Source organism: Streptomyces sp. NPDC006516 (assembly GCF_040611875.1).
In the GTDB taxonomy this organism is placed as follows: Bacteria; Actinomycetota; Actinomycetes; order Streptomycetales; family Streptomycetaceae; genus Streptomyces.
Genome location: NZ_JBEXPD010000015.1, coordinates 66,420 through 81,723 on the forward strand (window position 1 = coordinate 66,420; position 15,304 = coordinate 81,723).

The 15,304-nt window shown below is 69.0% G+C and carries 11 protein-coding genes and 1 pseudogene; 4 read left to right on the forward strand and 8 right to left on the reverse strand.

The genetic code is table 11. From position 1 onward, the window contains the following. Positions 1–124: 124 nt before the first annotated feature. The 3 genes from ABZY45_RS30185 to ABZY45_RS30195 form a co-directional block, all read right to left on the reverse strand. Positions 125–1,207, reverse strand: coding sequence for an HTTM domain-containing protein (locus ABZY45_RS30185; RefSeq protein WP_356745018.1), 1,083 nt, complete (start codon positions 1,205–1,207; stop codon positions 125–127). A gap of 73 nt (positions 1,208–1,280) precedes the next feature. Then, a complete protein-coding gene (locus tag ABZY45_RS30190) occupies positions 1,281–1,982 on the reverse strand; it encodes a DUF5819 family protein (RefSeq protein WP_356745020.1) in 702 nt (233 codons plus the stop codon). A gap of 198 nt (positions 1,983–2,180) precedes the next feature. Continuing rightward, positions 2,181–3,551: an ice-binding family protein gene (locus ABZY45_RS30195; RefSeq protein WP_356745022.1), complete on the reverse strand. Its 1,371-nt coding sequence runs from the start codon at positions 3,549–3,551 to the stop codon at positions 2,181–2,183. Between the two features lie 767 nt (positions 3,552–4,318). Here ABZY45_RS30195 and ABZY45_RS30200 point away from each other — a divergent pair. Next, a complete protein-coding gene (locus tag ABZY45_RS30200; protein ID WP_356745024.1) occupies positions 4,319–5,488 on the forward strand; it encodes a PP2C family protein-serine/threonine phosphatase in 1,170 nt (389 codons plus the stop codon). Between the two features lie 509 nt (positions 5,489–5,997). Here ABZY45_RS30200 and ABZY45_RS30205 read toward each other — a convergent pair. The 3 genes from ABZY45_RS30205 to ABZY45_RS30215 all read right to left on the reverse strand — a co-directional run bounded on the left by ABZY45_RS30205 (position 5,998) and on the right by ABZY45_RS30215 (position 10,514). Beyond that, on the reverse strand, positions 5,998–8,406 hold the full coding sequence (locus ABZY45_RS30205; RefSeq protein WP_356745026.1) for a PA14 domain-containing protein: 2,409 nt from the start codon (positions 8,404–8,406) through the stop codon (positions 5,998–6,000). 330 nt (positions 8,407–8,736) lie between these two features. After that, complete coding sequence (locus tag ABZY45_RS30210) at positions 8,737–9,699, reverse strand: DMT family transporter (protein ID WP_356745028.1); 963 nt, start codon at positions 9,697–9,699, stop codon at positions 8,737–8,739. Continuing rightward, positions 9,696–10,514 (reverse strand): SDR family oxidoreductase, encoded by an 819-nt coding sequence (locus ABZY45_RS30215; RefSeq protein WP_356745030.1) that lies wholly within the window; start codon positions 10,512–10,514, stop codon positions 9,696–9,698. Before ABZY45_RS30215 ends, ABZY45_RS30210 begins: the two co-directional genes overlap by 4 nt. A 143-nt stretch (positions 10,515–10,657) precedes the next feature. Between ABZY45_RS30215 and ABZY45_RS30220 the strand changes: the two genes are divergently transcribed. Both ABZY45_RS30220 and ABZY45_RS30225 read left to right on the forward strand, forming a co-directional pair. Further along, complete coding sequence (locus tag ABZY45_RS30220; RefSeq protein ID WP_356745032.1) at positions 10,658–11,239, forward strand: helix-turn-helix domain-containing protein; 582 nt, start codon at positions 10,658–10,660, stop codon at positions 11,237–11,239. A gap of 47 nt (positions 11,240–11,286) precedes the next feature. Beyond that, complete coding sequence (locus tag ABZY45_RS30225) at positions 11,287–11,598, forward strand: NIPSNAP family protein (protein ID WP_356745034.1); 312 nt, start codon at positions 11,287–11,289, stop codon at positions 11,596–11,598. Between the two features lie 370 nt (positions 11,599–11,968). Here ABZY45_RS30225 and ABZY45_RS30230 read toward each other — a convergent pair whose 3' ends face one another. Then, the gene (locus tag ABZY45_RS30230; protein WP_356745036.1) at positions 11,969–12,748 is read right to left on the reverse strand and encodes a polysaccharide deacetylase family protein; all 780 of its coding nucleotides are present in this window, start codon (positions 12,746–12,748) and stop codon (positions 11,969–11,971) included. Between the two features lie 193 nt (positions 12,749–12,941). After that, a pseudogene (locus ABZY45_RS30235) lies at positions 12,942–14,091 on the reverse strand (macrolide family glycosyltransferase). Between the two features lie 374 nt (positions 14,092–14,465). Between ABZY45_RS30235 and ABZY45_RS30240 the strand changes: the two are divergent. After that, positions 14,466–15,212, forward strand: a complete 747-nt coding sequence (locus ABZY45_RS30240) for a DUF1838 family protein (RefSeq protein ID WP_356745038.1) — start codon at positions 14,466–14,468, stop codon at positions 15,210–15,212. Positions 15,213–15,304: the final 92 nt, after the last annotated feature.

The window sequence follows — 15,304 nt, forward strand, 5'->3', positions numbered from 1 at the left end:
CATACAGGCGCTGGGCAGATTGCGGTACGTGAGTTGCGATGGTGGTGTCGTGCGATACCGCAGTGCCGCACTCACCGCAGGTCGGGGAGCAGCTTGTCCTTGTCGGCTGACGCCGGACGTCCCCTTACCTGAGCGATCTGCTGACCCGCGGTGTGTAGCCGCCCCTGAGCTGTGGAGGCACGGACCGGGAGTCCGGTCCCTCGGAGGCGCTGGGCCGCCGCGTGCCGGCTCGCGGAGCCATGCGCCGGGCGGCGCGGGCCAGGAACATGTAGAAGCGGTCGGGGAGAAACGCCGCGTCGGCCACGATCATGGCCCCGGAGAACAGGGGTAGTCCCATGAGTACCGCGATGCCGATGTGCATGCCCAGCAGCAGGGCGAGGACGGGGTACTTCAGTCTGCCGAAGAGTACGAAGGGGAAGGCGACCTGCAGGAGAACGGTGACGTAGCTCGCGACAGCGATCACGGTCGGGTACTGGTCCACGAGATGCGAGAGCGCCGGCCAGGGCTGGAAGAGGTCGAGGTTCAGCACGTAGTGGATGGCGGTGCCCCCACCCCACGAGGCGCCTTGGACCTTGTACAGGCCGGCTGCTCCGTACAGGAGGCATACCTGTGCTGCGATGACGAAGAGTCCGCAGTTGTGTACGACGGTCGTCAGCGTGACCCGCGCGTCGCTGAGTTGCTGAATCCAGAAGGTCTTCACAGGCGGCGGCGTCATGCCCGCTCGTGCGACGGCCCGTCGGGTCCTGCGCGCGTCCAGGGACCAGCGCCGGCCGCACGCGGTGAGGACGAGGTAGAGGGCCATCAGCAGGATCAGGTTGTCTCCCCCGTCCGTCATGAAGATCGCCCTCGCGTGGAAGGAGACCACCACGACAGCGAACAGCACGGACATGATGCGGGTCCGCCAGCCCAGCGTGAACAGGACGGACGTCACCACGGCCGCCGCGTAGCAGACCTCGAAGTAGGTGCGGCTGCCGGACAGAGTCAGGATGCTGTTCCAGCCCGACTGCTCGAAGAGCTGCTGTGCCAGTTCCGGTGTCCACGGCGAGCCGGGGCCCCAGATCTCGTTTCGGTGCGGGAACTCCCGGAGGAGGAAGGCGAGGTACAGCAGTCCGTAACCGATACGCAGCACCGCGGCCGCGTACAAGGACACCGGTCGGCCGGTCACCAGAGCCCAGAACGCTGCGGCCCGCTCACTCAGCCACCGCATGACGACTCTGTTCGTAGTTTCCTGTTCGGCCGTCCGGTCCGGGGTCACGGCCGACGGGTATGGGGGGAGCTGCTCAGTTCCCATGACGGGTCACTTTCCACCAGGGCAGAAGCCGGTTCTCGACCGGGACGGGCGGACGCTTGGATGCCGCTGTCCCGGGGGCTGCGATAGGCAGCGTCAGGGCACGGAGCTGGATGAACTCGAAGGGGCCGCTGTTGTGGTCCGCGAAACGGTCAGCGGCGATGTTGCGCAGGTACTGCTGCAACATCACGGCCCGGTCCGAGTCCGCCGCGTCGTCGCCACCGTGCAGTTCGACGTAGGTCGTCCACGCGCGGCGCAACAGGTTCTGCGCTGTGTGGCTCGGGAACACGTTGTGCTCGACCGCCGAGGAGTCCACGGCGGCCAGGTCGAACCAGCCGCTCACCTGGACTGATCCATCCGGCGCGGTGTGCGACGTCCTCGCCAGGATTTGCCGGTTGGCAGAGTCCGGATCAGGGGCGAACAGCCGCCAGTTCTGCTCGAACAAGGGATACACCCATGCGTTCACCTGAGGGCTGTATCGCTTCGACACATGATTCGCGGGTGCCACATGGAGGAAAACCATGGCGACGTGGGCCAGTGCTGTCACCAGACACATGAGCACCACGGTGAACAGACCCTTATGCAGGGCACGGGCAGATTTCTCCCGCTTCGACGACGGGCCGACCCCCTTGACGCCGGCGTTGGACACACCGGACTCGGACTGTTGTGCTCGTTCCGTGTCCACTGCTTGCATTCCACTGGACACCGCCCACCCAGTTCTTCTCATGTCAACTCTCGCATTTACTGCCGCTATCGCGAATACCACTGAGGGCATGCGGCAGAAAGAAGAATCTGCCGCATGCCGTCGAGCTGTCATCCAGTCATTCGATACCGGCGGTCAGTCCGAGACCTGCCCCCGAAAGCCTCGGAACCGCCGTGTCAGGTCCGAGACCTAGCCCGCGTGACCTTCAGGGCCACCCTGCTCATCGGGCTTGTCCCCGTAGCCGTGGTGCTCACCGTGCTTGTCGTCGCCGCCGTGCCCGGGCTTGCCCTCGGGACCGTGCCCGGGCTTGCCCTCGGGACCGTGCCCGGGCTTGCCCTCGTGTCCCTTGTCCGGTCCACCCTCGTGTCCCTTGTCCGGTCCACCCTCGTGACCGTGACCCGGACCGCCGTGACCCGGACCGCCGTGACCGGGGCCGCCGTGCCCCGGACCGCCTTGACCGGGGCCGCCCGGCCCACCACCGTGACCGCCGGTGTCGTTCCCCGCGGTGTTGTTGCCGGTCGTGTTGCCCGCGGTATTACCGCCGGTCGTGTTGCCCGCGGTGTTGCCGCTGGTCGTGTTGCCCGCGACATTCCCTGCGGTGTTGCCGGAAATGTTCCCGGACGTACCGCCGGACACCTGGCCGGCGACCAGGCCCCCGGTCGAGATGCCGCCCAGAAGACCGCCGACCGCGCCCGTCGTCGTACCGCCGGTCGTCACGCCACCCAGGACACCGGTCGTGGTGCCGGTCGTCGTTCCAGTGGTGGTCCCGGTCGTGGTGCCGGTGGTGGTGCCGGTCGTCGTTCCGCCCGTGGTCGTGGTCGAGCACGTTCCGGGGAAGATCCGGTTGTTGTCGAGCGTCACCGCACCGTTGCGGGCCAGCGCACGGCCCTGGATGTTCGTCCCCGTGGTCACACTGATCGAGGTCAGAGCCATGATCGTGCCGACGAACGTGGAGGTGGTACCCAGCGTGGCCGAACTGCCGATCTGCCAGTACACATTGCAGGCGGACGCGCCGTTCGTCAGAAGCACCCGGCTGGAGGACGCCGTGGTGAGAGCTTCGGGAATCTGGAACACCCAGACCGCGTTCGGGTTCCCCCCGGCATCCAGAATCAGGTCACCGGTGAGGCCCACACCCGACACCGCGGTGTACACACCCGGCAGCAGCGTGTCTCCGTTCCCGATACCCGCCGCGAGTGCGAAATCCGTGGCCTGGCCCGCCGCGTTGTTGTAAGCCACGACCAGATCGCTCTTGGCCTGCAGCGCCGCGGCGTCCGCGGAATGCACCGCACCGAGCACCTGTCCGGGCGGGAACCCGGTGATGGCCGTCCCCGGACTCACCCCGAGATCCTGGCTGATGAGCGAGGGCCCCGTGTTCGTGATCTCCGAGCCCGCCAGAACGGAGTACGAGGCAGCCGTGCCCAACGGCACGGGGGTCGCGATGGCCAGCGCCTGCGTCGGTGTCACAGCGACCATGACGCCGGCAACGGTCGCCGCAAGCCCCGAGGCAAGCCAGCCGGAGAGGGCGCGGCGGGAAGCCAGCTTAGGGATCTTCAACTTCATCGAGAGGCCATTTCCTGTCGGAGAGTCGTGGTCCACGGCGCACCCGGCCCAGCCAAACGTCCGAGCAGCCGTCACGTTTCCGCCGAATATTACGCAGCAATTTTCCACACCCCGGCCACGGAGCCAGAAATTCCAGCGACAATGCCATTCCAAAAAAGTGACAATCACAAGATGAAGGAACTGTCGACCATAAGCCTATTCACTCTGGCGCGTCTCTTTCCTTAACTCACATGACGCAATGTCTCCGTCGCGGCTGCGAGCAAGTCCCGTCCGGGATGTTCTCGTGCCGCCGTCCAGGTGAGATCAATGAATCGCCGGCACATGGGCGCGGCACGCCTGTGACCCCATCTCCCGCACAGACTCGACACATTCGGCATCCCGTCCGCCATCGCCGCCGTTCAGGCCGTCGGTGCCCAGGCATACGACCACGGCCCCGGTCACTGGTGCGCGGCTTCCACGGCCTCTGGTGCGGCCTCCCGATGCGGCACCGCCGAACTGCCGCTGGGCTGATCCGGTGCCCACCGACCGGCCCGGCCCGGTCCTACCGGACGGTCGCGTGCTGCTCGGCTCGCGATTTCAGTCCCAGATCACCCGGCAGACCGCCGTCGGGGCCGTCAGACGCGGCACTCGGTCCGGTTGAACCGGCAGGACGGGTTGCTCGGCGAGAGGCGAGTTCACCGCTTATCGCATTGAGTAATGGGTGAGGAACGTACTGTTATGCCGCGGGAGGCAGAGTCCGCAGGAGTCCGCCGTTCCGGGAGGCTGATGTGGCTCGTGATCGAATGAGACTGGCTGAGGTGCTGGCGGCGGCGGAGGATGCCGCTCCGGCTGACTCCATCGATGTCGTGGCGCGCAATCTGCGCGACCGGTTCGGCGCCCGATCCGTGTCGTTCCTGTTCGTCGACGTCGTCGGACGACGCCTGCTGCGGGTGAACGACACCGCGGCTACGCCACAGGAGCGCTGCGCCGAACAAGTGCCCCTCGCCGACAGCGGCCTCTACGACAAGGTCCTGCGTGCCCAGCGGCTGGTGCTGGCTCCGGAAAGGGAACACAGGCAGCGGGTGCTCGCACCGGTCACCAACCGCGGCGACACCATCGGTGTCCTGGAGCTGTTTCTCGATCACGTAACCCAGGACGTGCTGGAACAGGTCGAGGCGGCGGCGCACGCGTTGGCGTACATCGTCGTCACCGACCGTCGCTTCACCGACCTTTACCACTGGGGCAATCGCACCACCTCAGTCAGCCTGGCCGCGGAAATCCAGCGCCAACTCCTTCCGTCGGCCGCCTCCCTGGAAGCCACCGTTTTCACCCTCGCCGGCGCCTTGGTCCCGGCCTCCGACATCGCCGGCGACACCTACGACTACAGCCTCGACAACGAAACCCTTCACATGTCCGTCACTGACGCCATGGGCCACGACGTCAACGCCGCTCTCACCGCTACCCTCCTCGTCAACGCCTCCCGCGGCGCCCGCCGCGCCGGAACCGGCCTCGCCGAACAGGCCCGCCAGATCCACCAGGCCCTCCTCGACCACGGGCAACCCGCCTTTGCCACCGGACAACTGCTACGCATCGCCCTGGATGGGAGCAGCTCCAAGTTCGTCAACGCCGGCCACCCCCAGCCACTCCGGCTGCGCGACGGCACAGTCGACGAACTGCCTCTGGCGGCTGACATGCCCTTCGGTATCTCCTTGCAAGGCGCCTACCAGGTGCAGGACCTCGATCTGCGCCCCGGTGACCGCCTCGTGCTCCACACCGACGGGATGCAAGAACGCGAAGCGAACACCGTGGATCTGCCCGGCCTCATCCGTGCCACAGCCACCGATCACCCACGAGAGGCCGTGCGTGCTCTGGTCGCCGCGGTCACCGATGCCTACCACGGCCACCCCCCACAAGACGACGCCACAGTCCTGTGCCTGGACTGGCACGGCCCGCGGTAACAGGAACGCTGGGGGCCTTGACCCGGCAATGGGCCACCCCAGCCTTGGTGAATCAGCGCCCGTAGATGTGGCCGCGTACTAGCGGGTCGTGTTCCAAGATGAAGTCGGACACCTCCCAGAACTCCGACAACCTCGGGTGCTGAAGAGCGGCCTCACGATCAGCAGCCCCGGCGCCGTGCCCCACCCGTGCCCGACTGGACAGGAAACCGCAGGGAAGTGCGGTCGCCTACGGGCGTCGGGCAGCGGAACGACCTCTGACCAATTCGCCTGGCCAGGGCCGTTCACCTGCGGTGGTGCGGGATCTGGGCCCACGTCACATCGCTGCCACGACGGTTTTCAGGTCTGGGGTACGTCATAGGGCGATCAGCGATCAGCGATTCCAGAGCGCGAGGTCGATCCTCGTCACCCGCTCCATGAAAAGCCCCCGGCCAGAGGCCGGGGGCTTTTTTGCATGGGACAGGGGAGGCGGCCGAAACAACCTTCGGTCGCCTCCCCTGTCACACGTCCGGTCAGAGCCAGGAGTCCCAGATGCCGTACGCCGCCGATCGGGTCTCGGCCTCGACGCCCGAGGCGTCGAGCCGTACGACGCGGTAGTAGTACAGGCCGAGCCGGTCCTCGTGCACCGTGGTGTCCATGTAGTACGCGGCGTCACCCATCGTGCCCTCCGCCAGGGCGACGTAGGCGGCAGTGACGGGGTCCCAGCGCTCCACGCGGTAGCTCGCGAACCGGGAACAGTCCCCGAGTCCGGAACTCTCGGAGCAGCCGACGTACAGCTCCGGGTACTGGCCCTCACGGACCTCGGTCCCCGTCCAGCCCGGCGGGCGGGTGTCAGGCAGGGTGACCGAGACCTCGGCGGGGTGGAGTACGTCGAGTGCCTGGTCGTCGTGCATGAGCCGGTCGTCCGTGGCTGCCACCTTGTAGACGTGGGTGGCACCGTCGGCAACCGTGGGGCAGAGGATCTCGGTCCTGGCCAGGGAGCTGCCGGACCAGCAGTTCTCCTTCCAGACCGTCTCACCGCTGTCCGCGTCGGTGACGCCCTGCCATACGTGGTAGCCGGTGACGTCCGCGTCGGCGGGCGGCGTCCAGGTCAGCCGGACGCCGAGCGGGACGCGCTCCGCGGTCAGGTCCTGGACCGGGGCCGGACGCTGCGTGTCCGGGGTGGTCTCCGTGGCGGGCGGGCCGGCCTGCGACACATGTCCGTAACGGTCGGTCGTCACGACTCGGTACTCGTACGTCGTCTCCGACTCGCCCTGGACATCCCAGCAGGTGCCGTTGACCTGCTTGCGGGCGGAGAGAGGAGCATCGTCGTCCGCCCAGGTCCAGTACGTGTCCGGGTCATCCAGCGGCTGGTCAACCGAGGTGAACGGTTTGCACCGGTCCACGATGTCGGTCTCGCCGGTCGCGGTGTCGGTCCGGATGATCTTGTACGTGGGAAGGGGCTGCTCGTCGACGGTCCACGGGTCGACGCTGCTCCACTCGACCATCACGCCCTCGCCGAACCTGTCGGCAGTGGTCTTGAACGCGGGGATCGCCTCCGGCCGGTCGGCCATCTTCAGAGTGATCTCCACCGGCGCGGCAGGGTTGCCCTTGGCGTCCAGCGAGCGCACCGCGTACCGGTAGCTGTCGGCGACGGCGGCCGACTGGCGCGGCACGACGTCGGTCCGGGTGGTGGGGCTTCCGTCGGGAAGAGCGTCGGTGTAGCCGCCGGTCGCCGGGTCGTACTGGAGGACCTGGTAGGAGGCGGCCCCGGTGACGGGCGACCACACCAGATGCGGAACGCCCGACCGGTACTCGGCGCGGAGCCCCGTGACGGCGGCGGGCGGGGTCAGGTCGGGGGTGGTGAACGTCGTGGCGGCCGAGTACGCCGACCAGTTCCCGGCGGCGTCCCGGGCCCGCCCCCGGTAGGTGACCTTGCTGCCGTCGGCCCGGTAACCGGTGTCGCAGATGGCACCCTTGGTGCCGGAGTAGACGGTGCTCCAGCTCTTCGTGGTGGCGTCGAGCCGCTGCATCTCGTACCGGACGATGTCGGCGGCGTTCTGCGCGGTGGTGACCAGCTCCGGTGCCGCGTAGGGCTGGTCGGCCGGGCAGGCATCCCATTCGACGAAGGGCGCGGCGGGCGGCGTCCTGTCGACGGTGGTGACGAGCTTGTCGGGGCTGCCGCCGGAGACATTGCCCGCCTTGTCGACGGCCCGCACCTCGTAGTAGTAGGCCGCTCCGGTCTTGGGCAGCGCGCTGTCGGTGTACGACGTCGCGGTGGTCGTCGCGAGCTGCTTGCCGTACGGCGCGCCCTTCAGCCGCCGGTAGACCCGGTAGTTCGCCAGGTCCATCTCCTTGCTCCTGGTCCAGGTGAGCTTGGCGGCGCCGGTGGCGGAGTTGTACGAGACGGCCGTGCCCGTCGGGATGAGGGGCTTGACCTTGTCGTAGGCGGCGGAGGTGCGCGGTGTATAGGCGAACCTGACGTTCGCGGAACCTGTCCAGTTGACGAAGTCGAAGCGGATCGTGTGCTTGCCCGCGGGGATCGTCACGTTGACCGTCTTCTTGACGGTGGCGGAGACGTTCTTCCATACGTCGATCTTGCGGACGCCATCGACATAGACGCGCATTCCGTCCAGGGCGGAGGCTGTGAACGTGAAGGGGCCGCCGGAGCCGAAGTCGCGCGTCACCGACCAGCGCACGCCGAAGTTGTTGGACGGCACGCCGGAGACGGGGGCTCCGCTGCCCCAGTTCTGGTCGATCGTGGAATCGCAGTCCGTCTTCTTCGGCGTGCCCGAGAACGTCGTGTTCGCGAAGAACTGCCGTGTGAAGACGGGGGAAGTACAGTTCACCGCCGCGGAAGCAGGTACGGCGGTGGCGTAGAGCACTCCGCCTGCCGTGGCCAGAGCCAAGGCGGTGGCGGTCGTGCGTCTGGCTGGGTTCATCAAGTCCTTCAGTCCTGTTCGGCGGCCGATGTCGGTCAGACGTCGCCGAACAAGACAGCCAAGAGCACCGGTTGGTTGTACGAGCCTCAGCCGCAACAGCTCGGACGCTGGGACACACGGTCTCCGTAGCGATTCCCGTGCCCCATCCGTGCCCGGCGGGCAGTAGCGGTCATGTGCGGTCACCTGAGACCACTCCGCCTTTCGACGAAGCGGTGAGACATTCCACGGCCGCCTTGGCGTCGAAGCGGGAGCGCTCTTCCGCTGCCTCACGGCCGAGGCACGACGGTCCGTTCGACCAGCGGTATGAAGTCCCAGCTCAGGCACTGCTGCTCATTCACCGCGGGTACGTAATCGCCCAGAGGCTGGTTGGCCTCGAGGGACGTGGCGACCGTGTCCATGAGCACCGGCAGGGATGTCCGCGCCGCCGGTCTGCGCGGGCTGCCGCATACCGATCAGGACGCCCGCGCCGACGAGCAGTGCGCCGGCGACATCCGCGACGCCCGCCTCGCCGAGCCCGAGTGCGACCGTGGTGACCAGCGCGCCCACCGGGACGAGACCGGCGAAGAGTCCGGCTCGTGCGGCGCCCAGGCGGCGCAGCGCGTCGTACCAGAGGAAGAAGGCGGTGGCCGTGACGAGTACACCGAGGTATACGAAGGCGGCCGCTTCGGTGGGGGTGGGCAGGCGGAGGGAGCCCGTACCCTCCAGGGCGATGCTCGCGGCCACCAGCATGGGCACGGCCAGCGCCGCGGGATAGGCGGCGACTCTCATGGGGCCGAGTTTGGGCAGCAGCGGAAGAGCGAGCAGCGAGAAGGCGACCTCTCCGGCGAGCGCTCCCACCGACAGCAGCACACCGCGCAGGCTGCCTCCGCCGAAGCCCGCGGCGACGGCAGCGCCCAGCGTGACGACCACCGCGGCGCCGACGGTGCGCGCCGCCGGGCGACGGCCTTCCGTCAACGGCCCGACGAGTGCGAGGACGATGGGGATCGCTCCGACCACCGTGCCGATCGTGGCGGGGCTCGCGTGCCGGGTGGCTTCGACCAGGAAGATGTTGAAGCCCGCCAGTCCGGTGGCGGCCAGCGCCAGAAGCAGCAGGAAGTCACGGAAGGTCAGGCCGGCGCGGGGTAATCGGCGGTGGCGTACCACGGCCAGGAGGATTGCCGCGGCGAGCGCGTAGCGCAGGGCCTGGCCGCTGAGGACGGGGTAGTCGGCGATCGTCGCGGAGACGGCCGTCGAGGTACCGACGAGCAGCATCGCGGCGGCTGCACCCGCGGCCGGGACGGTGGAGGAACTCACGCCGTGTACTCCTTCGGCTGTGGGGCGGTGCCCGCAGGGCTGAGGACCTTACGCGTGACACGCTCGGCGAGGGCGGCGACCAGAGTGCGCGGCCGGCGCGGCAGCAGGTGCGCGGAGAGGGCGTTGCCGAGTCCGGGGGTGACGTAGCCGCGGTCGCGGTCGAGTGCGCGCAGAGCGGCCCGTACCACCGGCTCCGGTGTGGTCATCGAGCCGTTGACCGCCGCCTTGCGGGTGCCGATGGTGTCGAAGAACGGGGTGTCGACCGGGCCGGGGCACAGGGTCAGTACGCGAATGCCGCGCCCGCGGTACTCCTGGCGCAGGGCGAGCCCGAAGTTGAGCACGAAGGCCTTGGCCGCGCTGTACACGGCGAAGTACGGGGAGGGCTGGAAACCCGCGGTGGAAGCGACGTTCACGACGGCGCCCTTGCCGCGCTCCAGCATGCCGGGGAGCAGTTCGTGGGTGAGGTCGACGAGTGCGACGACGTTGACCATCAGCTGGTCGTGGTCGCGGTCCGCGGCGATGTCCTCGAAGCGTCCGCACGTGCCGAATCCGGCGTTGTTGACCAGCAGGCCGACGCTCAGGCCGCGCGAGGAGAGACGTCCGGCGATCTGCCGGGCCGCGTCGGGCTCGGCGAGATCCTGGACCAATACGTGGGTCTGGATGCCGTGCTCCGCGGTGAGCCGCTCGGCGAGGGCGGTGAGCCTGCTCTCGGAACGCGCCACCAGGATCAGATCGTGTCCACGGGCGGCGAGCTGGGCGGCGAACTCCGCCCCGAGTCCGGATGAGGCACCGGTGATGAGCGCTGCACTGTGCACGGGAAATCTCCTCCACTCAGCGGGTAACTGAGACTAAAGCGTACTCACTTTCCACTTAGCTGCAACAACTTTGATGCAGTTATCCGGAAGATGGCTCAGTGATGTATCGTTTCGAAGGTCAATCAGGAGAGCGGGAGGCGCCCATGAGTGAGTCAGCGGCACGACCGTTGCGGGCGGACGCGGAGCGCAGTGTCCGCGCGATCCTGGAGGCGGCCGAGCGCGTGCTCTCCAAGGACCCCGGCGCGTCGATGGAGCAGATCGCGACTGCGGCGGGGGTGGCCAGGACGACGATCCATCGACGGTTCGCCCACCGGCAGGCGCTGATCGAGGCGCTGGCCTCCTCCGCCGCCCGCCAGCTCGTCCGGGCCGTGGAGGACGGCCGGCCGGACACCGCCCCTCCGCTGGTGGCACTGCACCGGATCACGGCCAACGTGCTCGAGGTGAAGGGCGCCTGGACCTTCGCCCTGGAACTTCCGGCCGCCCCCGGCAGCGAAGCGGCGGCCCTCCACGAGGAGCTCGGCCGGCATTGCATCACCGTGCTGGAACGGGCCCGGGCGGACGAGCTCATCGACGAGGCGGCCGACCTGCACTGGGTACGGCGCGTCTACTACGCGCTCCTCGGGGAGTCCCTGCACGGGAGCCCGGACGACACGGGCATCGACACCGACACCCTCGCCGCCCGCATCATCGACACCCTGCTGCACGGTGCGGGCCCACGCGCCTGAGATCGCCATGGACCCGATGCCCGCCCGTGACACGGCATCATTCGGGCATGATCACCATTCATCTGAAGTACGAGATCGACGTCGAGGAACTCGAGAGCTTCGAGGAGTACGGTCGTCGCTGGGTCCGGCTCGTCAACCGTTTCGGGGGGACGCACCACGGCTACTTCCTGCCGAGCGAGGGGGACAGCGACATCGCCTACGCCTTGTTCTCCTTCCCCAGTCTGGCCGCGTACGAGCGGTACCGCGAGGACAGCGCCACCGACCCGGAGTGCCAGGCGGCGTTCGAGCTGGCTCGTGAGACCCGCTGCATCAAACGCTACGAGCGCCGTTTCCTCAGGCCGCTCGACGGACTGTCCTGAGCCGGCGGGAGCTACGCGGTGCGGTCCTGCCGCACGGCTGAGCGCAGCGCTGTGACGACGGCCGCGGTAGTGGGGTCCGCCGTCTCGGAGTGACGCGTCGTCGTCGACGGCGCGCGGTCCCGCCCGGCGGGTCGCCGGCGTCAGCCTCGGCGTCAGGAGGGCCGGGGCGCGGTCGGCTCTGTCAGGCCGTCTGCTGGCCATCGACGAAGCCCGGTCGTCGGTTAGGTCCCGGGGTGTTTCCCGGGCCGCCCCCGGACAGACCGGGGATGCAACCATTCTTTACAGAGCTGGAATCCCCGAAGCCGACCGCGTCCGGCGAGCCTAAGGGCAGACACTGACAACAGGAGGCCGGGCCTCGGATGTGGCTCGTTCACCGCACGGGGAAGCCGAAGACATAGCCCTGCTCCTTCAGCCAGGGCAGCACCTGGCGCAGGGCCTCCACGGTCTGGGAGCGTTCCCCGCCCGCGTCGTGGAAGAGGACGGTGGGCCCGTTGGCGATCTCACTCTTGACGGTGGCGACCATGGCGTCCGTGCCCGGACGCTCGAAGTCCCGGGAGTCGACGTTCCAGCCCAGCGGACGCATCCCGTGGGAAGCGGCGAGCTGTCGGCTGTACGGGGTGAACGCGCCGCCCGGGGCCCGGTAGTACTGCGACCGCACGCCCCCGGACGCCTTGATGATCATGCGTTCGGCGTCCAGGATCTGCTGGGACTGGTACGCCTCGGACTTGGTGTCCATCGTGGTGTCGTGCGAGACCGTGTGGTTGCACAGCCTGTGCCCGTCCGCCACGACGGCCTTGACCAGGTCCGGGTACGCCTGGGCCTGGGTGCCCACCATGCAGAAGGTGGCCTTCACGCCGCTGTCCTTCAGCAGCCGCAGCACCTGCGGCGTCCAGTTCGGGTCCGGGCCGTCGTCGATGGTGATGTTGACGCCCTGGTCACCGCGGTCGGACGCGTGCGCGATCTCGGCCGACACCGCGGCCACCTTCTGGTCCTCGCCCCGGGTGCCCGGTGCCGAGACACCCGGCTGCGGCCGCCCCTCGCCGGGGTCGGCCTGCGCGGTCCACACCGAGGTGGCGGCGGCCAGGGTGGTCACCCCGAGTGCCGCCGCGAGAAGACGGCCGTTCCATCCCCTTCCCTTGTGCTTCGCCATGTCCGCCCGCCCCTTTTGCCGTCTCCGCCGATGCAGTGCACCCATGAGGACATGCGAACGCCCCGTCAGGCTCCGTCTGTTACCGATCACGGACGAATCCACAGGGGACCGGCGACAAAGAGAGGAGTTCCGCGACAGCCGGCGACCCGACCGGGACGTCGGCCACACGCGTGCGCCCCGGAGCACGGGAGGCTCAGGGCAGCATGCTCTCGATGAGGTCGGCGGCGCGCGAGGTGCCGCCCTCGGCCAGGGCTTCCACGCGGAGCTGTGCCGAGCGCCGGGCGACCTCCGCGTCGGTGGTCAGTTCCTCCAGGGCCGCCCGCAGGGCCCCCGGCCGTGGCGTCGGGGGTGTCGATACGACGGGCCACGCCCAGTTCCACGAGCCGGTCGGCGTTCATGAACTGCTCGGCGGCCTGCGGTACGGCGATCATGGGGACCCCGGCCAGCAGCCCTTCGCCGCAGCCGCCCATACCCGCGTGGGTGACGAAGGCGTCCGCCTGAGCCAGGATCGCCCGCTGCGGGACCCACGGGTGCACCTCGACGTGGGGCGGGATGCTGCCGAGGTCCCGCGCGTCGGTGTACCTGCCGATCTGGAGGACGACGTGCCAGCCGGGCAGGCCGCCGTACGCCGCCAGGCACTGACGGTAGAACTCCGGCTGCCTGGTGTACGCCGAACCCAGCGAGATCAGCAGGACGTTCTCCGCGTCCGCGGGGCGGGTCCAACCGCCGTCGCCCGCGGACGCGTCGAAGCAGGGTCCGACGAAGGTCACCTTGCCGGCGTCGACCTTCTCGGCGTACGGCTGCATCGCCCGCGAGATCAGCGCCAGGGCTCGCGCGGGAGGCCCGGAGAACGCGTCCACATCGGTGGTGGACGCCCCGCAGCCGGCAAGCCACCGCGCGAACCGTGCCCGGTACGCGTCTGCCCCCGGCAGTTGCCGCAGCTGCGCCGCGACGTCCTGCTCGTAACCGTCCCAGGCCACGAACGTCGGGGACAGCTGCACGACCGGCCGGTTCTGCGACTCGGCGAGGGCCCGCGCGGCGTAGGCGCCGATGTCGTACAGGTACAGGTCTGCCGGATCGTCGTCGTACGCGGCGTGCAACTGGGGAAGCGCCTGGACGGCGTCTTCGAGGAAGAGGCCCATCGCGGCGATCGGGTCGTCGGGCCAGTCGTTGTCGGCGACCGGCAGTCCCGATGTGCAGGGGACGAGTTCGGCGCCGGTGGGCGTGATGAGGTCGGACACCGCTGGGTCGTTGGCGTAGGTCACCCGATGCCCACGGGCAACGAGCTCCCGGATGATGTCGAGGCTGGGCAGAACGTGGCTGACAGCGGGGATGCCGGCCATCGCGATGTGGGCACGGCGGCGCGACGTGAAAGGCACGGAAGGCACGGAAGCTCACTCATTTCAGGGCTACGGCGAGAGGGACACGACGAGCCGGTGCGCCGGGCCGGGCCGGTGAGGGCTCGGCCGCAGGCGGCGCACGTGGACTCGCGGGGGCCGGGGCACGAGGGCCCCAGCCGCTGTCAGCCGTAGATCTGAGGGAGATGCATGCGGGCGACTATAGCCACGCTGAGCTGTCGGGGCCTTCGATTTCCGCCACCCGCTGTCCGCTGCCGGTGGAGCCCGCCCACCACGGCCGACGGGCTCCACCGGCCCACGCCCGCGGCCCCTGGCCTGTTTCCCCTCCCTCCGGGGCGGCGGGAGCGCAGAGTGGTTCCATGACGACACCCGCAGAGCAGCTCCGCTCCTTCGCCCGCACCCGGGCCTCGCTCGACGGCGAGGACGTCACGTACTGGTGGTCCGGAGACGTGTACTCCTGGGCACCGGACGAGCCCTACCGGCGCGTCTTCGGCTTCGAAGGGATCAACGTCTCCCGGCTGGCCGAGGACTCCGAGGCCGGGCCGGACGCCTACCGACTGCTCACCCGTGAGGCCGCCTTCTACCTGGACCCCGTGAGCCGCGAGATCCTGGAGACCTGGCAGGACCTGCCGGTGGTGCACGTCTGGAACGACCCGGCGAACCAGAAGTGGCGCCCCTTCCCCATCCCCCGGACAGATCTCGGCGGACAGGTCTGCTTCAGCCTGGAGATCCCCCTGTCCTACCCCTCGCCGCTGCCGGTGGCGGAGTACCCGGTCCACTCGGCAGGCGACACGTACAAGGCACTGGAGCTCTTCCAGTTCTTCGCCGACAAGGCCGATCTGGCCGGCCCGGCTCCCGGGGTCCCGGCCACCATGTCGTGGTCCCGGATGTCCCCGTGGCTCCCGTGGATGGCCCGGGGCCAGGCACCCGGCGGCCTCACCTTCCACTGCCGGGGACGCAAGCTCGGCTCGTACGCCGAGGTCCCCGAGCGCACCCGTGCCTACATCGCCGCCCGGCACCCGGAGTTCGCCCGCGCGCCGGAGGAGTGGAGCGAGCCGAACGAGACCAGCTGGACCTACTTCCGCAAGCTGAACCCGCCGACGTAGCCCCCACGCCGCAGTGGTTCTCCCGTCGCGAGGTGAGCGCGCCGCCCCGCACGCGCCACGGCCGACGCCTGCGCCCGGGCGGGACCCCGTAT